We start from the raw sequence: 20,864 nt of genomic DNA, 5'->3' as shown, positions 1-20,864 counted from the left end.
CTGTCTATTCTCCCCTCAGCTCTCTCGCAACTTGACTTTTAGAAACGCCCGTCAGTAGCTCGATTTCTCTCACTGTAAAGCCCATTTTTTTTAATTCATTTAATTCATTTTCTTCAGAAAGGTTTTGCGTTGTTTGAAGCAACCGTCTTAGATAATCAAAGTCATTATTTGGGTCACTAAATGCTAATGAGACTTTTATAAGATTTTTTAATTCTCCTGGGTTAGGAATAGTCTCCATATTTCCAATAATTTTTTTGAATAACTTCATATCTCTTCCAGCACTTTTGAATTTTTTCAATAATGTATTGAGTATGCTTTCAGCAATCTCAATCAAATCTTCCCTATCATATCGATCGAAATTTATAGTAGAGTCAAACCTTCTAGTAAGTGCTTTATCGAAATTTTGATATAAATTGGTGGTTGCGATAAGGACAACTTCTTCGTTTAATTTATCCAATTCTCTCAGCATCGTAGATGTAACTCTTCCCATTTCTCTCACATCATTAGAATTAACTCTATCTAAAGCAATTGCATCTATTTCATCAAAAAGTATTAGTACTTTTGAAGGGTGCGGTAACTCATTGATATCATTAAAAATAGTCACCATATTCTTGCTGGTCTGTCCCATTTTACTATCAATCAACTCACTAATTTCAACCATGTATAAACGTCGATCTAAAAGCCTAGCTATCTGCTTGACACTTTCAGTTTTACCTGTTCCAGGTGCTCCTTCAAACAAAAATTTATTTATACCGACATGATGATTAACAGCATTGATAATACCTTTGATATCATCAGCTATTTGCTTTGGAAGTGGCAGCGGCTCAGAATTAATACTCAACTCTTTGAAAAAAGAACTTTCAAAAGAATCACTTTGTGGAACAAATGTATTTACATCAGATAGTAAACTCATGATATATTCTGAAAGTTGATGATCACCATTCTGATCAAAATATCGTGCAATTTCTATTGCCTCATTTCTGAATTGTAAATCATTTTTTTCTGAGTAATATCTAATTAAATTCAAAATATTTTTCTTTTTCATAGTACTCACTCCCTTCCAACAACACTATACCATAAACAGGGACAAAAATAAACATTTTGGGACAGAAACGATTAAAACAAATGGAGTGGTGTTCAAAATTTAATAAAAGTTGACTAAATCGGATTGAAAAGTTTCCTAAATGATAGAAACTAAAAAGCTAGTATTACTAAGGGTAAATCCAATTCACTTTTTTTAATATGAAAAGTTACCCCCATGTTATTAAGCGGGGGTAACAGGTAAGAGCGAGCGTTGCTCGCCCTTACCTCTACACAGTCACAGACAGGATACCTGCCTGTTCCTTTTCGTTCTACCGCCACCCGTTAAGACGTGTGGCTTTCACAAGGAAACCTTGTTCATAGACGAAGTGGTGCGTATCAGCTCCTTCCATCCGCTGAGGCAACAAAAAAAGGAAAACGAAACACACTACTTTTCCTTTCCCCTTTTCCATTGAAATAGTGTGGTTTCCCATGTACTTGTTCATTACCATTTCTCATCATAATTTGGCGTAACTAGCATTATTCCTCTTATCGAATTACTTCAAATGCTTTTTGTGCCACTTCAATTTCCTCAGCAGTTGGATCAACCTCCCTGATATCTAATAGTTTCATCGATTCAATCTTTTCAAATTCTTTTAAAAAGTTATAGCCCTTAGGAACAAATGGAGCATAGAATTCTCTTGGTACAGCTGAGCCATCATCCACATACCCTCTTCCTTTAATTGACTTATTGATAAACGCCTTATTCTTTTGATCTGATCCAAAAGTCATATAATAGCCCTGTTCTTGAAGCTTTCCAACACTCACCCGAAACAAGATATTATCACGAATCCCTCCACCAAAGTTCTCTGCATCAGGGCGTTGTGTCGCAAGAATTAAGAAAACACCTGCTTGACGAGCCTTTAACACTAATTCTTTTACATACCCTGAAATTTCATCCTGTTCTTTATAGTTTAAGGTTCCGAAAAATGCGGCCCATTCATCTACAATGATGAAATAAGGCGGAATATCGTAATAAGCAAAGTTTTTCCCTGTTGTATAGTTTGGGAGAAGCTTCATATAGACGTAGCGGCGATTCATTTCTGCTACGGCATTTTTCAAACAACGAGTAATCCATTTTGTTCCAGTAAAGACATGTCCCTTGAATAATTTAAGGTCTTGTAAATCCTTTAAATCCGCTTCTTTTGGATCACAAATATCAACGGTTCCCACTTTTACCAATGCTTGAATTAACGTCAAAATTAGATAGGTCTTGCCTCCACCTGTGCCGCCTGTAATTAACATATGTGGCACTTCTGCATAATCCCAAACCACACCTTCCATCAATTTGACTTGACCATTTGTGACAACACAATCTGAAATATCAATCCGTTTACTAATCACATCAATCATCAAGGAATAGGTTGTATAACCCATCTCTTTCTGCACATTGATAAAATCGGCAATATACATTTCTTCAAAAGTTTTCGCAATTTTTTCAAAACGATCATGCCACTTCATTCCATCTGTTGGAACCGTTAAATAAAGAATTTCCTTGGTATTCCGATAATAAACTTTAGGGAAAATCATCTTTTCTGCGATTCGCTCGTTTGATTTTCGTTCTTTCTTATCGTACAAGCCATTGCTTTTTAACATTCGTGCCAACATTTGCCGTTGATAGGCTCGATAAAAGAAACCACCTTTTAGAAAAGACTGTCTTCTCCCCCATAAACAAATGAACAACGGAAGTAAGAGCCATAAAAAAAGCCCTCCAACTGGAAGAAGGAGAGCAGCATAATCTATTGATTGTTTTTCAAAAATTTCACTTACTAATGGATATAGTACAAAATAGCCATAGGCACCGCTAACAAGGAGTGCTGGAGACCACATACCAAACAAGTAATGACGATAGACATTCAAGTGATACGGACGGATTCTGGTGCCCCTGTAGTTTATAAATTTCATCCGTTACTCCCCTTGTAAAGTTCCAGTAGACTTTTGCTTTTCAGGTTTCTGATGTGGTGTTGTTACCTTTTTAATTCCACCAGCTCGAATTTTAAAAGCTTGTTCTGATTGAATGGAATCATTATACCCAGCATAGGAAGAGAGCCACGCTAAAGCAGTCACTTCACCTGTCAGTTCAATTTCATCATCATAAGAAAATGAAGCTAAATCCGTTGTTTCTGGCAATGTAATATCAATTTGATCATTTTTTACTTCGGAATAGATTGTTACACGTTGCTCTCTTACTATTTCTGTTCGGTTCCCTTCGCTATCGTTTTCATAGATAGACTGAGCGCTTAAGTAATAACAGGTTCCAAATGTTTTCTTGACATCAAAGTCTTTAATCGTATTTTCTTCAAATTTTAAACTCATTTATTTATCCTCTTTTCTAGTTTAGTGTAATTAATTGCTTAGCAAATACTTGTAATTCTAACGTCCGGCTAGCTGTTCCAATGTTGTTTCGTTTAGCACTAGGAACTAGTGTAGCATCCTTCAATTCCACTTCCTTTCTTCCTTCAAAACGTTGTGAGTTTCTTAGATTGGGCACAATGATTTCAAAATCTGGATGTATCGGAGATGAAGCAGTGAAAATGCGACAAGGCACTCGTTTCCCTTCTACATAAATTTCTCGTTCCTCTTTCACCGTAGCTTTGATTTTAGCACCCAACTGCTGTTCCTTTAAGGCAATACTTGTGACACGATTTGACATAGTTGATTCCTTCTTTCATTTTTATTTTGTTTTATTTCCTTGTTTTTTCTTTGCGTAAAAGTAATAGATAGCAATACCAACCAGTAACAAACTTCCTAGCGCGATTCCTAAAATGGACGTTTTTTCACCTGTTTGTGGCAAATTTCCTTTTTCATTTGGAATAAGTTGATTGGTCATGGTACTTTTGACTACCTTGCCATCTTCTTTGATTTCAAATTGAATCGGTGTTTCGTCTAATTGATAACCAATAGGTGCTTCAAATTCTTGGAAATAGTATGTGCCTTTTGGTAATTTTTCAAAGGTGAATTGACCTTGGTTATCTGTTTTCCCTTCAATAACTACTTTTTTATCTTTATCAAGAATACGAATACCAGTATTTGGAAGAGCCTTCCCATTCAATACATCTGTTTTCGTTAATTCTGCAACGCCTTTAACCAAATGGTTTTTGATTTCTAGTAATACGATTGGCTCATCTTTTATAGGTTCTTTAGAATCTGATTCTTCGGTCTGCTCAGTTTCTTCCTCTTCTTCACTTGTTTCTTCATTCATTGCTTCACCAAGAAGCTGCCCTTTACTATCATAGGCTTGAACGCCTTTTAGTGTAGAGACAATTTTATAGGTTTCAGAAGAACGTACATAACTCTCAGAAGATGGTTGCTTTTCTTTCAAATAGAACGTTCCAACAGGTACATTCGTGAACATAGCCAAAGAATCCTTGTCAACTGTGACTGTTTGAATTACTTCTTTGTCTTCCGTTTCCAGAGTAAAAATAGCATCCTTGCCATTTCCAGTGAAGGTAAAATCATAGCCATTTTTTTCTTCTAACGTAGCTTCTTCATTTACTTTCTTTAATGAAAAATGATTAAAATGAAGTTTATTTAACAGCGGCAGCGATTCATCTTCTTGATTTTCTTTAGGTGCATAAAGTTCAATGACTTTTTCTGTTTCATGATCCGTTGCGGTAAACTCAAATTCATGATGTGTCGTATCGATGTTATGGCTCTCCCCAGCATCCAATTCTTGAATGTAGTATCTCCCTTCCATCAGTTGTAGGTTAGGAAAAACAAGTTCACCGTCTTTAACTGTTCCAAATGCCAATAAACCATCAGCTGGCACAGTGGTGTTGTCAGTCATTGCATATTCTTGGTTCGTAAATAAACCAAACACTTTGTCATTCGCTTTCACTTCTTCTAATACTGGCTCATTTTCCTTCCACTCCTGAATCTGTTCTTCATTTTTATGAACAGTGATTTTTAGTTGTTGAAAATCATTCTTTGCTTCAAGTGATTGAGAAACCAACTCCACATTTTGCCCTTCATAGGTAAACTCAAAGGGCAGAGATGTCGTATTCATCAAATATCCAGCAGGTGCCTTGGTTTCAATAGCTTCATATTTACCTAGATATAGCTTAGGCATATTGATTAGTTCGCCTTTTGCATCTGTTTTAACAGTCGCAACAACACTTCCTTTTTTAGCATGAACATAATCACCTACTTTAATGTCTTCACGAGCTTTAATATTAAACGTTACATCGGCTAGAGGAACATAATCAAAGGTAATATCATGTAGCTGTCCATAATCAGAATCCGTAGTAGTAACAGCTATTGCTTTCTGACCTGTCTTTTTCAATTTTAATAACCCTTGTTGGGCTTTGTTTCCAAACACCACTTCAATTGTTTTATTTGGTTCAATCGTGATCTCCTTTGATTCCCCTTTATTTACAAACCCATTACTAGCGGTAACCTCCGTAATTTTTACTTTCGTGCCTGCTTTTACTCCATCAATCTGCGCCAAACCATTCGTGTCAGTGACAATCTCTTTTATTTGTCCGTTGTACTCAAATTTCATTTTCGTATTAGGAACAGCTTGCCCAGTATCTTCATCTACTTTTTTCAATTTTACATTTCCATTGAGATTCACTTTGATCGCTAAATTCATTTCTCCAGCATTAGATAATTTAAATGTGGCTACAGTCTGTTCACCAGGTTTCTTATAGATGAAACTTTGACCCACTTGATCTTTTGGCACCATGCTATATTGAAGCTTACCAGACTCTTTAGAACTAGCCGTAGCAGTTAATTTCAATATATTTCCATTTTTTTCAATTTGAAGATTTGCGGAATTTTCTAAAAGATTGCCATATTTTGATAAAACATTGTTTGTATCTGTCAGTGTGATAGAATCTCCAAGATTTAATGTAATGTTCTGATTCGCAAAACTGGGCTTAATTTTATAATTAGCTACTTTCGCTAAAATTTCATTTTTGCGATTTGTATAGTTTGGAAGTTGAGTGGTTAACAATGTATCACCGAACTCTTCCCAAATAATGTTTTGAGTGATTCCGTAATTTTCCATTGTAGGACTAATTTGATAACCGTAATATGAGATCAAAGATAGCCGTTCTTTTTCTGCACTGTTTAGCTCAGAGGGTTCAAACCCTGAGCCACCATTCAGTAGAACACCGTGTTCAATACAAAAAGCAGGTTGATTATCTGCCTTAATCATGTGCACACCGTTATCTGTCCAGTGTAATCCTCCTAGTGAAGCAATATTCCAAGTTGAGACGTAATCTCCAATTTTTTCATAATTCACCGAAGCTGCAAGAGCCGTAATTGGGGTAATAAAAAAAGCAATCATCACTGTGAGTACACCCACTAGCGAGATTGCTTGTCGTTTTTTCTTATTCATTTGTTTTCTCCTTTGTTTGAAATTTTTACTTATTTGATTCTATTGTAGGATTTCTTATTTGAACGATGTTTTCCCCTCCTAAAAAGACTATTTTTCTACCAAAAATAGTTATCACAAGAATTTATCATTTTTTACCTTTTTTGTCCTACATCTATATAAGCTAGATGTACCAAGGCTTACAGCATTTTTTCTCTGGTAGAAAAGTGTGGTAGAAAACGCAAAAAAAGCGACAAAATCGTCGCTTTTGGTAGAAAATTGGAAAACTGACAGCTAAAATGGTGGCTCATTTCTCTATTTTTTTATTGATTTAACGCCATTTTAACTGAGTTTTCACCCTATTTACGATACATCTTAAACTCCAAAAATAATTCATTATAATACGACAGCATTCGTTTGCCGAGGTTATCATATACTTCTAAATTATTTAGTTCGTCCATATCCGGGTAAAAACGTTCGTCACTCGAAATTTCTTTTGGTAACAATTTGACGGCTTTTTCGTTTGGTGTGGCATAACCGACATATTCGGCATTGATGGCGGCATTCTCTGGTTTTAACATGAAGTTAATAAATTTATGCGCGCCATCGACATTTTTCGCTGTTTTTGGAATGACCATGTTATCGAACCATAAATTGGAACCGTCCGTTGGGATGACATATTCTAAATCTTCATTTTCACTGAGCATTTCTGCTGCCTCTCCAGAGAAAGTAACCGCGACACCGGCTTCATTGTCCGCCATGAGCAGTTTGATTTCATCACCAACAATTGCTTTGACATTCGGCGTCATCGTCTCTAGCTTGTCTCTGGCAGCTTTGAGATGGTTTTTATTTGTATCATTCAGTGAGTAACCAAGACTGTTTAGACCAAGACCCATCACCTCACGTGCACCGTCAATAAGCAAAATTTGATTTTTCAACTCAGGATCAAATAGTGCATTCCACGTATCAAATTTTTTATCAGGAAACATTTTTTTATTATATATAATCCCAAGCGTCCCCCAGAAATACGGCATGGAATATTTATTATTATCATCAAACGACAAATCCATAAAACGAGGATCAAGGTATTTTTCATTTGGTAGTTTGGAATGATCAAGCGGTATTAGTAAATTTTCTTCTTTCATTTTACTAATCGCATAATCACTTGGCACAGCAATATCAAAAGTTGTTCCACCTTGCTCAATTTTCGTCATCATCGCTTCGTTAGAATCAAATGTTTGGTAAATGACTTTGATACCTGTTTCTTTTTCGAATTTAGTGATAAGTGAAGGGTCAATATAATCGCCCCAGTTATAAATCGTCAACGTATTACTCCCAGCGTAGCCTTCTGAGCGATTCATCGTTGTTGCAAGTAGCATCATTAGGAGCGCGACCACAATTACTGGCACAAAAATTTTCAGCAGTTGCTTCATTCTTTCGTCGCCCCCGTCCGAATATTTTTACTAGTATTACGTTGGTTGATAAAGTAATAACCAATCACTAAAATAATGGTAAATAGGAAAATCAATGTGGATAAAGCATTAATCGAAAGCGAAATTCCTTGTCTTGCTCTGGAATAGATTTCTACTGCTAATGTCGAGAAACCATTTCCTGTTACAAAGAAAGTTACCGCAAAATCATCGAGTGAATATGTTAGTGCCATGAAAAATCCAGCTAAAACACCCGGCATAATATACGGTAAAATGACTTTTGAAAGGACTTGCCACTGGCTTGCACCTAAATCTCGTGCTGCATCCATTAATGTCGGACTCATTTCTTGCAATTTCGGTAAAATCATTAGAACGACAATCGGAATACTAAAAGCAATATGCGATACTAGTACAGAAATGAAGCCTAATTTCACACCTAAAATCGTAAAGAAAATTAAGAAACTAGCACCAATGATTACGTCTGGGCTAACAATTAAGACATTATTCAAACTTAAAAGGGAGTTTTTCGCAAATGGTTTTGGCATAAATTTAATCGCCAGCGCCCCGCATACTCCAATAATTGTCGCAATTACAGAAGAAAGTAGCGCAATCACGAAGGTATTTAACACTATAATCAGTAAACGTGTATCTTGGAAAACTTCCTTATAGTAATCAAACGTAAAACCACTGAAACCATGCATCGTTCCACCTTTGTTAAACGAATAAAAAATCAAATAGAAAATCGGCGCATATAAAATCACAAAAACAAGCACTAAATAAATCGTACCCCATTTACTTTTCTTCATTTACGCGCACCTCTTTTCTTTTTGGAACCTGTTAAAAACATAATTAAAATCATCGCAATAATTAAAAATACCCCTATTGTCGAACCCATTCCCCAGTCTTGTGTCACGAGGAAATGTTCTTCAATCGCTGTTCCAAGTGTAATGACACGGTTTCCCGCAATTAATCGAGTAATCATAAAGAGGGATAATGCTGGAATAAAAACAGCCTGGCACCCTGATTTCACGCCGTCAGCAGTGAGCGGGAATATCACTCTTCTAAATGTAGTTAAACTAGATGCACCTAAATCGCGCGATGCCTGAATTAACGTAGGATTAATTTCCTCAATTGCATTAAAAATCGGTAAAATCATAAACGGAATAAAAATATAAGTCGATACAAATAAGAAACTAAAATCCGTGAATAAAATCTGTTTCGAACCAATTCCGAGTATTTCTAGAAACTGATTTGCTGCTCCATACGTCCCGAAAATCCCAATAAAGGCATACGCTTTAAGCAATAAATTGATCCAAGTCGGCAAAATAATGAGTAATAACCACAATTGTTTATGTTTCAGTTTTGTTAAAAGATAAGCTGTTGGGTAGGAAATTAATAATGTAAAAACTGTAATTAAAAACGCATACCAGAATGAACTAGCTGTCATTTTTAAGTATACAGGGGTAAAAAAGTGAATATAATTATCTACAGTAAAATTGCCATCGACATCAAAAAAAGAATAATACACAATTAATAAAATCGGTGCAACAACAAAAAGTACAATCCAAAGCACATAAGGAACAAGATAAACTGTACGGGTGCGTCTATTCATTACTGCACCTCATCATAGCTATCAAGTCGTTTATCGAATTCTTCCTCCGTTTCCCCAAGACGCATAACATGAATTGCCTCTGGTTCAAACGCTAAGCCAATCTTATCATCCACACGAACTTTTCTCGTCGTGTGAACAAGCCATTCATTTCCATCAATATCGATACAACCAACTTCATAATGCACACCTCGGAATAGCATCCAATCAACGGTTACTTGAAGCTTACCTTTCTCCGCAGAAGTTATTTCCAAATCTTCTGGACGAATAACCACTTCCACGACTTCGTTAGGACGGAAACCTTGGTCTACACACTCAAAACGTCTTTCCACAAATTCCACTTCGAAATCTTGAATCATTTTTCCATTAACAATATTTGATTCGCCGATAAAATCCGCCACAAATTTATTAATTGGTTCATCATAAATATCAATTGGTGTGCCACTTTGTTGAATTTCGCCTTTATTTAAAACGAAAATTTCATCACTCATTGCAAGTGCTTCTTCTTGATCATGTGTGACAAAAATAAACGTAATCCCAAGGCGCTTTTGCAAATCACGCAATTCATATTGCATTTCTGTACGTAGTTTTAAGTCAAGTGCTGAAAGTGGTTCATCAAGCAAAATAACTTCTGGTTCATTAACGATAGCCCGAGCGATTGCAACACGCTGTCTTTGCCCGCCAGACATTTCGCTAATTTCTCTTTTTTCATAGCCTTTTAAGTTTACAAAGCGAAGTGCTTCTTGTACTTTTTTATCGATAGCTTCTTTTTTTAGTTTTTTAATCCGCAGTCCAAAAGCCACATTTTCATATACATTTAAATGTGGAAATAACGCATAATCTTGGAAAACAGTGTTTACAGGACGTTTATTGGCTGGAATTTGGTTAATTACTTTATCTCCTAAGTAAATTTGTCCTTCCGAAGCTTCTAAAAATCCAGCAATTAAGCGCAAAATAGTTGTTTTCCCGCAACCAGAAGGCCCGAGTAAAGTATAAAATTTTCCTTTTTCTATTTCAAAGCTGACATTGTCAAGCACTGGTGGATCATTATCAAATTGTTTTGTTACATTTTCAAAACGAATAATTGTTTCTGTCACAATCATTTACCTCCCTTATAAATATGACTCTGTCGCTACTAAGATGAGTGTCGCTTGTTCACTTGAACGATTAATAATTTGGTGTTCATCTGCGGCGTGGAAATAAATTGCTTCTCCTTTTTTGGCTACATATTCATTCCGACCAAGTAGCACGGTCACTTCTCCTTTTAACACATAAGCAAAAGTTTCTGAAAGTGATGGTTCAAAGCTTTTAAAACAACTGTTTGCTTCTATTTCGAGTAGCACTGGTTCCATTTCTTTTTCATTGGATTCTGGAACAAGCCACTTAATTCTGTAACCTTTTTCTTCATCTTCAAAGAAAGTATGCTCTAGTTCTCCGTATATTACTTTTTGATTATGTTCTTCCTCATCAAAGAAATCTTTCGGAGTAGACCCCAACACTTCCAAAATAGCAAATAACGTTTCAATCGAAGGCGAACTCAAATCTCGTTCAAGCTGAGAAATATAGCCTTTCGTCAAATCCGTTCGTTCGCCTAATTCTTCTTGTGTCAAGTTCTTGCTGAGCCTAAGATTTTTTATGCGTTTGCCAATTTCCATGTCGATGTCCTTTCTTTCAAGTTTAGTGATAGTAAACCTCAAGTCATGGGAGTTTACTAATATTAAACATAAAGTTTACTTACAGCAAGATACATTATACAACAAAGTATAACTGCGGACAATAGTTTTTTTGATTTTTTATTTATTGTCTTGTAACAAAGAAAAAGAAGCTTTCTACACATTAAAAAAGTATAAAAGCCGCCAAGAATAAATGATGATCTTGGTGGCTTTTTATAGTTCAATTTCAATCTAAAAAATCAGCATCTAAATACGTTTCAATCATATTTAAATTCTGGCGCAAATCTCTAGCTAAATCTCTTGAAATCCCGCCTGTTTCAAACATTTTTTGAATAATATCTCGTTCTAGTTGGAATGCGATCACTTGTACTTCTCTTTTTTTCTGTTCGAATTTGGCACGTTTTCCTCGTGGACCATGTTCTTTTCTAACACGTTCTAGAAAAATAGTATGTTCTGTTATAAGTGATCCGATAATATCAGCATTTTCTTTTGTTAATTGTTCTTTGAGCTTTTGAATAACGAGTATTTCGTTTTCTTCTCTTAATTTGCGGATTGCTTGAAAACGTTCGCTATCCTTAGAAATACCTTTTTTCATTTTATTGGTTACTCTACCCCATTTTTTTGGATGAAGAACAAGCATAAGTAAACGATAAAAAAACATCCATGCGGTTTTAACTTTTGTCCGAAAGCGTTGTTTAATTGCCTGCTCTCTCATATTAAGATAGTGCTGATAACGGTAGCTGTCTGTAGCCACGATGCGACCTTCATCTGTCATTTTTTGCGTGTTGTCACGTTCCCACTGGATAATTTCTAAACGTTTTTCACGTTCTCTTTCATCCATCCCGCGACTAGAATTACTATTTTGCTGTAAATCATAAATTCGTTTTCGGTAGTCCTCAATGACTTCATCTGTTGCTGCCTTTGTTTCTGGTAAAGTCTGTTCTTTTAATTCTCTAATAACATTTCTTAGAATTCGAATCCGCGTCGCCATTTCTGCGCGTTCATCCGCTGTTGTGACTTCTTCGCTTTTTGCTAGTAGAGGAAGAATGAATGTCGCAATGACTAAGGTGCAAAGAATAACACCTGAAGCAATAAAAATAATTAGTGAGCGTTGTGGAAACAGCGTCCCATCATCTAGGTAAAACGGGATTGCAAGCGCACTGGCAAGTGTCACCGCACCTCGCACACCAGAAAGGGACGTTAACATAACAGGTCTGAGTTGTGGTAATTGCGTTTTTTTATTTTGTTTCTGACGTTGTTTTGCGCCAATACTCCACGATATGTATACCCATAGAAAACGCAGTATAATAAGCGCGGCCGTAATTGATAAAATATAAGCAATGACTTGTAAATTACTGCTACCCGAATCATACCAAACCACCTCGGTAATAGAAGGCAATTGTGTCCCTAGTAGTAAAAATACCAAACCATTCAAAACGAAAATAATGACTGACCAAGTACTTTGTGAAACTACATTTAATTTAACTAATTGTGGATCCATTTTCTTTTGTTCCATAGAATGCATTATTCCTGCCGCCACTACTGCCAAAATTCCGGAAACATGAAGTTCCTCGGCAACTAAATAAATAATAAATGGGGTTAAAATTTGGATTAACATATGAAAAGTTACATCTTCCATACCTAACCCGCGCACCCATTTTAACAGTCTGAATTTTAACCAGCTAAGAATCATTCCGACTAAAATACCGCCAATAGCAATTACAAAAAAGCTAATACTAGCATCTACTAAACTAAAAACACCCGTAACCATTGCTGCAATCGCAAATTGGAAAGCAACCAAACCAGATGCATCATTAATCAAGGCCTCTCCTTCAAGCAAATTCATAATACGTTTCGGCAAATTTATTCGTCCTGAAAGAGAACTCACTGCCACTGCATCAGTTGGCGCAAGTGCTGCTGCAAGCGCAAAAGCCGCCGCAAGTGGAATAGTCGGAATCATCCAGTGAACAAAATAGCCAATCACAACTACTGTCGCAAACACAAGTCCAAGCGCGAGCACCAAAATCGGCATCCGCATTCCCCAGAGCGCAGTCTTATCCGTCCTTTTTCCATCATTAAATAAAAGTGGTGCAATAAACATCACTAGAAAAAGTTCTGGATTTAATTTTAAATCAAACGTAATTGGCATAACAGCGATGAATACGCCTAACCCAATTTGAATCAGTGGCACCGAAACAAAGGGAACAAATCGATTTAGTAAGTTAGAAATAAAAATGGCAACAAGTAATGCTAAAACATATAAAAATATCTCCAATATGTATAGTCCCCTTTCCTTTTTCTCTTATATTATTATGAAGCAAAATAAACTATCTCGCAAATATAAAACAGCTTCATTTCTTTGCAAACACTTGGTTTACATAGAAATAAAGCCATTATTTATGCTTACTTTTCTTTTTCTTTTTTATATTGATCAATTTGATCATTCAAATTTTTCATTTTTTCATCCAAATGAGTAATAATACGCGCTGCATCTTGTAGTTCTTTCACAAGTTCGACTGGCGCTTCTTGTTGATATTTATAATATATTTTATGTTCTAAACTCGCCCAAAAATCCATTGCAACGGTTCGAATTTGAATCTCAACAGTCATTTTTTCTGAACGATTCGTTAGGAAAATAGGCACTTCACAAAGCAAATGCAAACTACGATAACCATTTGGTTTTGGATTAGTTACATAATCTTTTACACGTTTAATAGTGATATCATTTTGGCCTGCAAGCATTTCATGAATTCTAAAAATATCTGATACAAACGAACAGGTAATTCGAATTCCTGCAATATCATGTACATGCTTTAGCGCATTTTCTGGTGTAATATCCAGATTTTTCTTTTCTAATTTTGCTCCAATACTCTCAAGCGATTTTACTCGTGATTTTAAGTGCTCCATTGGGTTATAATCATGAATAAATTGGAATTCTTCGTTTAATATTTTAAGCTTTGTGTTAACTTCTTCTAGTGCAAAACGATGAAGAAGCATAACATTTCGCCAGTTCTTCAGCTCATCTACTGATGGTTGTTCCATGATGACACTCCTTCCATATGTATAAACTTCCTACTACATGTTACTACAAAACCGAAGCCAGTGTAACTATATGTCTAAAGTTTCACCACATTCTAATGCAATTTTCATAAAAAAGCCTAGAATACGAATTTATCCTAGGCAAAAATGGTTATTTACGAAAATAAGAAATACTTGCTGAGATAATAAGCAATCCCCAAAATGCTGTAAAAGGTAATTGGTCACCAGTTTTCGGAAGAGTTTTATTCTTTACTTCCTTCTTTTCTGTTACTTTGGTATCACTGATTGAACTTAATTTTTCGATATTTTCTTTTGGAATAATTGTTATAAGCATTTCCTGATCTTTTGGAAGAATAGTTATTTTCTTTGGCTCTTCTGGTTTTATATCTCTTTCTTCGGGGACAACTGGAATAACCGGATCTATTTTTTCTGAACTAGTAATAATAATTGTTACTTGAACTGGAGTTGCCACGTTTCCCGCCGAATCCACCGCTGTTAAAGTCACTGTATAACTTCCGGGCTTATCAAAATCTACCGCACTTAAATCCACCTCGACTGGACTGCCGTCATCTGTTGTCGCATGAATATCGGTTAAAAATTCGGCTGCTGTTTTTATTGTTCGTTCGGGATAACTAATTTTTTCATCTGCTGTAATGACAGGTTTGCTCATATCTACCGCTGTAATAGTAATAATAACATTTACTGGAGTTGCCACGTTCCCTGCCGAATCTACCGCTGTTAAAGTCACTGTATAACTTCCTGGCTTATCAAAATCTACCGCACTTAAATCCACCTCGACTGGACTGCCGTCATCTGTTGTCGCATGAATATCGGTTAAAAATTCGGCTGCTGTTTTTATTGTTCGTTCGGGATAACTAATTTTTTCATCTGCTGTAATGACAGGTCGAGTGCTATCTTTTATTAATGGCTGAATCACTGTTCCTGAAAAAGTAGCATTTATTTTTAAAATTGTCATTTTTGTTGAAAAGTCATAAGAGAGACTGTCTTTTATTTCGTTTAAATCCCATGATAAAGTAGGGCTATTATACATCCCATTATCACTAATATTATTTGGTGCTACTATATTTCCAAAATTATCTATTACTTTATTTTCAATGGAAACATTTTTTTGGAAAGGTATTTCAGGATTGGTAATTTTTTGATCCTGTAACTTTAGTGTTTTAAGAGTAGTTAGATTGGCTATTGGCGTTATATCTGATATCTGATTACCATTTAGTTCTAAATACTCGATATTTCTCCAATTGCTTACTTCGCTAATGTCACTAATTTGATTGTTATATAAATAAACACTTGTTAAACTAGGTAAACTTGCTGTGAAATCAATATTTTTAATCTGCGCATTATATAACCACAATGTATTTAAGTTTATTAAATTACCAATAACTTCTGGATTTTCTACTGGATTATTACTAAAACTAAGATATTCGAGAGCAGTTAATTTTTCTATATCACTAATATCATGTATGTTATTACTTCCTAAACTTAATGTTTTTAGATTAATAAGATTCTTGACAGGACTTATATTTTCTACGTTAGCTGTGTAACAATTAAAAATAGATAATTTAGTGAGATTTTGAACTGCACTAATATCGCTAATAGGATTATTCCCACAGTAGAAAGTAGTTAAATTAGCTAAATCAGCCACTGGTGATATATCTTTTATTTGATTACTATTAATTAACAATGTGGTCAATTTCTTGAGATTTGCAACTGGTGTTATATCTGTTATTTGGTTTTTCTCCACATCTAGTTCAGTTATATTTTGCAGATATTCCGCACCCTCTATTGATTTAATTCCTTTATTAATTGCTTGAAAAGATCCAGTAATACTATTTAATTCGGTTTGAGTCACCGTATCGATGGTGCTTTGTTTATTTAATTTATTAAGATTCAAGTCTTTTAAAACTTCATTCGCCATAGCAGGATCTGGAAAAATATCTTTAATTGCAGCTGGTGGTGCTACTTGTAAATTATTAGCTGCTTGCGGTCCCTCTGTCTTTGCATGTACATTTGGAATAAATCCACTTAATAGTAAAGTCATCATTAATATTAAAAAACCTAGTTGTTTCATTCAATTAACTCCTTCATGTTTTTCCATCTATACTAATAATACATATTTAAGCGAAAGTTATTTTCCCAAATTAGTAAATTCAACTGCTAAAGTATGACAAAAAGGTGACAAAAAAAGCTTACAGACTATTATATCTGCAAGCTTCAAATATCTCTCTTAACTAATCGGACAACTAATGACTTCATCTTTATCCGTTACAAGCAATAAATTACGATTATAATACTGACCGTCACTTTTTAGAATCATCGTTTTGGCTGTATCATCATAATCGATAATAAGCGCTTCTTCTAAAAATATTTCTGTCCACCGTTTTATTAATACTGGTCCAATATTAGAATCGATTTCGTTGTCTTCAGCTGTTTTAGCTTCCACTAAACGAAGCGTAAAAATACCGCTATTTTCACACGAACAGCCTTCTGTGTCATAATATAAATGTAGTTGTCCAGCTAAATTCGAGCGGAGTGCTTGAAGTCGATTTTTGGCGCTTTCTGTAAATCTAATATACATAACTAATCACCTCTCCTTCTATTATACACCCGGTTTTATTTGATTTCTCATTTTCTGCTTATGTACGATTTATTTCACAAATTAGACATTGGGTTTTCCCTCTTTCACATGGTATGATAGATTTGTATTTATAAAGGGGGAAAAGACGTAAATGACTGCTTATCCAAAATTCGATGTTATTTTAGAAGCATTAAATTTGTCTAGTGTAGGAGTAATTATTACTGATGCTGAACAAAAAAACAATCCGATTATTTTTGTAAACACTGGTTTTGAAAATATTACTGGCTATGCTAAAGAAGAAGCTATTGGCTCCAATTGTCATTTTTTACAAGGGGATGATACGGACAAAGAAGAAGTCTCCAAAATCCGTCAAGCTATTAAACAAAAATCAACAGCGAATGTTTTACTAAAAAATTATCGTAAAGATGGCTCTTCTTTTATGAATGAACTTACTATCGAACCTATTAATGATGATAATGGCCATTTGTATTTTGTTGGCATTCAAAAAGACGTTACAACCGAACACAACTACCAACTCGAACTTGAAAAATCGCTAGATGAAATCGAGAAACTTTCTACACCAATTGTTCCTATTAAAGAAAATATTTGTGTGTTACCATTAATTGGCTCTCTGACAAATGAACGTTTCCAACAAATGTCTGAATATGTGAGTGAATACATGGATAATGGCAAAGAAGATTATTTAATTGTGGACCTTTCTGGACTTGCTGAGTTTAATGAAGATGCTGTGATGAATCTGGTGAAATTTCATGGATTTATGAAGTTAACTGGTGTGGAATTGATTATCACAGGTATTTCTCCTAAATTCGCAATGACCTTAATTCGTTATCAAGAGAATTTGTCATCTTTAACTACTTACAGCACAATCAAAGAAGCGTTACAATTTTACTAAACATATTGCCAAACTGTTCATTATCCGTTATTATGGGTAAAGTAAATAATTGAATATAAACCCTCATCCAAATGGTGAGGTAGAGGTTGCAAGATTCACAAGTAATTTTTTAGAAGCGAAACAAAGACGCTGATGACAAAGAATGAACAGGATGATTGCCGAAGTGACTATTTTCTCTTTGTTTAGAAATAGTTGTTGGGACAGTTTCCTAAAGGAGCTGGACTGCTATAAGAATTTGTCGAAATTTCTTATAGGTGTGCTATCTGACAAAATGATGTTGGTAAAATACGTAACAGCCAATTTCTTGCAGATTGGCTGTTTTTTGCGCACTTCCTCTAATAATAGAAAGGGAGATTTATAGTGAAAAAAGAAACACAGGGTGAAATACATCGCGACTTAAAAACTAGACATTTATCTATGATTGCGATTGGTGGTTCAATTGGAACAGGTTTATTTTTGGCAAGTGGAAATGCCATTCATACAGCTGGACCTGGAGGAGCATTAGTTGCTTATATCGCGATTGGGATTATGGTTTACTTTTTAATGACTAGTTTAGGCGAGATGGCGACTTATATGCCTGTATCTGGCTCATTTAGCACATATGCTAGTCGGTTTGTGGATCCAGCTTTTGGTTTTGCGCTAGGTTGGAATTATTGGTTTAACTGGGCTATTACGCTAGCTGTCGATATTTCTACAGCGGCTATCATTGTACAATTTTGGTTACCGAACACCCCAGCTTGGTTATGGAGTGCAATTTTCTTAATTTTGATTTTTGGATTAAATGCTCTATCAGTAAAAGCTTACGGGGAATCAGAGTATTGGTTTTCTATTATTAAGGTAGCTACAGTTATTATTTTCCTTATTGTCGGCGTGCTAACAATTGTCGGGATTCTTGGCGGTGAAGCAATTGGCTTTTCGAATTTCACTACCGGAGATGCGCCGTTTAAAGGTGGATTTTTTGCCATATTAGGTACTTTCTTGATTGCTGGATTTTCTTTCCAAGGAACAGAAATGGTTGGTATCGCAGCTGGTGAAAGTGCTACTCCAGAAAAAAGTGTTCCAAAAGCAATTAAACAAGTTTTCTGGCGGATTTTGTTATTTTATATCTTTGCAATATTTATTATTGGGATGATTATTCCTTATACTAATCCAAATTTACTAAGTGCTGATGCGACAGATGTTGCGATTAGTCCGTTTACGTTAGTTTTCGAGAAAGCTGGTCTTGCTTTTGCAGCTTCGGTAATGAACGCGGTTATTTTAACTTCTGTGCTATCTGCCGGTAACTCTGGACTTTATGCTTCTACAAGAATGCTCTGGGCAATGGCTCGTGATAAAAAAGCTCCTCGCTTCTTAGGAAAAGTAAATCGTCGCGGAATTCCAATGGCTGCATTAATTGTCACAACCATCGTTGGCGCAATGACCTTTATTACAACGCTAACTGAAAACGGCACAGTGATTTATACATGGTTGCTTTCGGCGTCTGGCTTAACTGGATTTATCGCTTGGGTTGGAATTGCTATCAGTCATTATCGTTTTAGAAAGGCTTTCATCAAACAAGGCCACAACTTAAATGAACTTAAATATAAAGCAAAATTTTTTCCATTTGGTCCAATTTTAGCGCTTATTTTATGTATTTTAGTTATTGTTGGTCAAGATTATGTCGCTTTTTTAAAACCAGAATTCACCAATCCAGCTTGGTGGCAAAAAATCGGTATTTCTTATATCGGCCTTCCCATTTTCCTCATATTCTGGTTAACTTTTAAATTTACAAATAAAACAAAAGTCATTCCACTGGAAGACTGCAAATTTGATGAAAAATAAAAAAACATCTCTTGTTCATTCATTTTTACTTGAATGATACAGGAGATGTTTTTATTTGCTTTTTTTCAGTAATGTTTCGACTTTTTTATTTAAACGAATTAAGTCCTCTATTTCATTTTCGGATAAATTTTCGAAAACTTTCATCATTGCTTTATACATAAAGGCATTTGCAGTCGAACGTTTTGATAAGTCTTCTCCTTTTTTTGAAAGTTTTAATGTAAGATCCATACTATCATTTGGAATAGTTTTATTTAATTTCATCACTAAACCTAAGCTAATTAGCCCATCCACATTGGCTGCTGCAGAACTTCCAGTAATAATTAATCGTTTAGTTAAATCTGCCACTGAAATTCCTGGGGTGCTATAAATCACATTTATCATAGCAAGTTGTTGAATAGTTAAACCTAAACTAGCCGCATTTTGATCAGCATATCCCGCTGAAATCCGCTGTATGGACCAATATGTTTTTAATAATTCACTAATATTTTCTGTATGTGTATTAATTCCTACCATCATCCAACCTCCCTCTTACAACCTATTTTACGCACTTTATGCAAAAAACTCAATCAAATTTACGAAAAAAATATATTTATAATACGTTTTTATAGTTGCTTATTAAAAGTAAGTGTGATATAGTTTATTTATAAACAGTTAAGCAATTGCTTTTCTAATTCGTAAAAGTATATTTTCTAAGGTTTAATCTTAAACGATTTAGGCTAGATTATAAGAGGAGTACTTTTATAAAAAAACATATTTGGAGGAATGAAACAATGACAGTAGAAAAATGGAACGTAGACGCAGCTCACAGTTCAATCGAATTTCAAGTAAAACACATGATGGTATCAAAAGTAAAAGGTGCATTTAGCGATTTCACAGCAGATATCGAAATGGATCCAGAAGATTTAACATCCGCAAAATTAAACTTTTCCGTTGCAGCAGAATCCATTGACACTCGCCAAGCCCAACGTGATGGTCATTTAAAAAGCGAAGATTTCTTTAATGTTGAAAAATATCCAAACATTACTTTTACAGCAACAAAAATCACAGCTGATGGCGATGATGAATACGAAGTGACTGGTGATTTAACTATTCGTGACGTAACAAAACCTCTTACACTAGAAGTAAGCTATGAAGGTACTGGAAAAGATCCAAACACTGGTAACATGGTAGCTGGATTTGAAGCAAAAGGTAAATTCAATCGTAAAGACTTTGGCCTAAATTACAATGCTGCGTTAGAAACTGGTGGCGTACTTATTGGTGACGAAGTAAAATTAAACATCCAAATCGAAGCAAGTAAATAATTGTTGGAACTACGAATAGCAAGCCTATTCGTAGTTTTTTTATAGCTTTATTCTCCCTTTTAGGATAAAATAGTTCTATTGT

18 protein-coding genes and 1 riboswitch are annotated in these 20,864 nt (G+C 35.1%); of the genes, 3 read left to right on the top strand and 15 right to left on the bottom strand.

The features are described from left to right. Positions 1-4: 4 nt before the first annotated feature. The 14 genes from LWE_RS03930 to LWE_RS03860 form a co-directional block, all read right to left on the bottom strand. On the bottom strand, positions 5-1,045 hold the full coding sequence (locus LWE_RS03930; RefSeq protein WP_011701609.1) for an ATP-binding protein: 1,041 nt from the start codon (positions 1,043-1,045) through the stop codon (positions 5-7). Positions 1,046-1,569: 524 nt separating this feature from the next. Next, positions 1,570-2,985 (bottom strand): FtsK/SpoIIIE domain-containing protein, encoded by a 1,416-nt coding sequence (locus tag LWE_RS03920; protein WP_011701607.1) that lies wholly within the window; start codon positions 2,983-2,985, stop codon positions 1,570-1,572. Between the two features lie 3 nt (positions 2,986-2,988). Continuing rightward, the gene (locus LWE_RS03915) at positions 2,989-3,396 is read right to left on the bottom strand and encodes a DUF961 family protein (RefSeq protein ID WP_011701606.1); all 408 of its coding nucleotides are present in this window, start codon (positions 3,394-3,396) and stop codon (positions 2,989-2,991) included. 16 nt (positions 3,397-3,412) lie between these two features. Further along, positions 3,413-3,733, bottom strand: coding sequence for a hypothetical protein (locus tag LWE_RS03910; protein WP_011701605.1), 321 nt, complete (start codon positions 3,731-3,733; stop codon positions 3,413-3,415). Positions 3,734-3,754: 21 nt separating this feature from the next. Further along, positions 3,755-6,421: a SpaA isopeptide-forming pilin-related protein gene (locus tag LWE_RS03905; RefSeq protein ID WP_011701604.1), complete on the bottom strand. Its 2,667-nt coding sequence runs from the start codon at positions 6,419-6,421 to the stop codon at positions 3,755-3,757. A gap of 335 nt (positions 6,422-6,756) precedes the next feature. Further along, entirely contained in the window at positions 6,757-7,830 is a 1,074-nt protein-coding gene (locus LWE_RS03900; protein WP_011701603.1) for an ABC transporter substrate-binding protein, read from the bottom strand. After that, a complete protein-coding gene (locus LWE_RS03895; RefSeq protein ID WP_011701602.1) occupies positions 7,827-8,633 on the bottom strand; it encodes an ABC transporter permease in 807 nt (268 codons plus the stop codon). Before LWE_RS03895 ends, LWE_RS03900 begins: the two co-directional genes overlap by 4 nt. Further along, a complete protein-coding gene (locus LWE_RS03890) occupies positions 8,630-9,439 on the bottom strand; it encodes an ABC transporter permease (RefSeq protein WP_011701601.1) in 810 nt (269 codons plus the stop codon). The genes LWE_RS03895 and LWE_RS03890 overlap by 4 nt, the downstream gene beginning before the upstream one ends. Next, positions 9,439-10,533, bottom strand: a complete 1,095-nt coding sequence (locus LWE_RS03885; RefSeq protein WP_077904706.1) for an ABC transporter ATP-binding protein — start codon at positions 10,531-10,533, stop codon at positions 9,439-9,441. Before LWE_RS03885 ends, LWE_RS03890 begins: the two co-directional genes overlap by 1 nt. A 15-nt stretch (positions 10,534-10,548) precedes the next feature. After that, positions 10,549-11,091: a helix-turn-helix domain-containing protein gene (locus tag LWE_RS03880; protein WP_011701599.1), complete on the bottom strand. Its 543-nt coding sequence runs from the start codon at positions 11,089-11,091 to the stop codon at positions 10,549-10,551. 244 nt (positions 11,092-11,335) lie between these two features. Next, positions 11,336-13,384 carry a Na+/H+ antiporter gene (locus LWE_RS03875; protein WP_011701598.1) on the bottom strand — a complete coding sequence of 683 codons (2,049 nt, stop codon included), beginning with the start codon at positions 13,382-13,384 and terminating at the stop codon, positions 11,336-11,338. A gap of 128 nt (positions 13,385-13,512) precedes the next feature. Continuing rightward, positions 13,513-14,151, bottom strand: coding sequence for a GTP pyrophosphokinase (locus LWE_RS03870; protein WP_011701597.1), 639 nt, complete (start codon positions 14,149-14,151; stop codon positions 13,513-13,515). Between the two features lie 148 nt (positions 14,152-14,299). Next, entirely contained in the window at positions 14,300-16,240 is a 1,941-nt protein-coding gene (locus LWE_RS03865; RefSeq protein ID WP_011701596.1) for a LapB repeat-containing protein, read from the bottom strand. A 156-nt stretch (positions 16,241-16,396) separates the two neighbouring features. After that, positions 16,397-16,747, bottom strand: coding sequence for an iron-sulfur cluster biosynthesis family protein (locus LWE_RS03860; protein ID WP_011701595.1), 351 nt, complete (start codon positions 16,745-16,747; stop codon positions 16,397-16,399). A 151-nt stretch (positions 16,748-16,898) separates the two neighbouring features. Here LWE_RS03860 and ytvA point away from each other — a divergent pair, with 151 nt between their 5' ends. Continuing rightward, on the top strand, positions 16,899-17,660 hold the full coding sequence (ytvA, locus tag LWE_RS03855) for a YtvA family blue-light photoreceptor (protein WP_011701594.1): 762 nt from the start codon (positions 16,899-16,901) through the stop codon (positions 17,658-17,660). A gap of 72 nt (positions 17,661-17,732) precedes the next feature. After that, a riboswitch (Lysine riboswitch) is annotated at positions 17,733-17,930 on the top strand. A 90-nt stretch (positions 17,931-18,020) separates the two neighbouring features. Beyond that, on the top strand, positions 18,021-19,481 hold the full coding sequence (locus LWE_RS03850) for an amino acid permease (RefSeq protein WP_011701593.1): 1,461 nt from the start codon (positions 18,021-18,023) through the stop codon (positions 19,479-19,481). 51 nt (positions 19,482-19,532) lie between these two features. Here the strand turns inward: LWE_RS03850 and LWE_RS03845 are convergent, their stop codons facing one another. Further along, the gene (locus tag LWE_RS03845; protein WP_011701592.1) at positions 19,533-19,994 is read right to left on the bottom strand and encodes a MarR family winged helix-turn-helix transcriptional regulator; all 462 of its coding nucleotides are present in this window, start codon (positions 19,992-19,994) and stop codon (positions 19,533-19,535) included. Between the two features lie 257 nt (positions 19,995-20,251). Here LWE_RS03845 and LWE_RS03840 point away from each other — a divergent pair, with 257 nt between their 5' ends. Next, positions 20,252-20,782 carry a YceI family protein gene (locus tag LWE_RS03840; protein ID WP_011701591.1) on the top strand — a complete coding sequence of 177 codons (531 nt, stop codon included), beginning with the start codon at positions 20,252-20,254 and terminating at the stop codon, positions 20,780-20,782. Positions 20,783-20,864: the final 82 nt, after the last annotated feature.

The sequence above is a fragment of the Listeria welshimeri serovar 6b str. SLCC5334 genome (assembly GCF_000060285.1).
Classification (GTDB): Bacteria; Bacillota; Bacilli; order Lactobacillales; family Listeriaceae; genus Listeria; species Listeria welshimeri.
The sequence above is the reverse complement of the archived record's forward strand: the minus strand, read 5'-3'. Positions and strand labels throughout refer to the sequence as shown.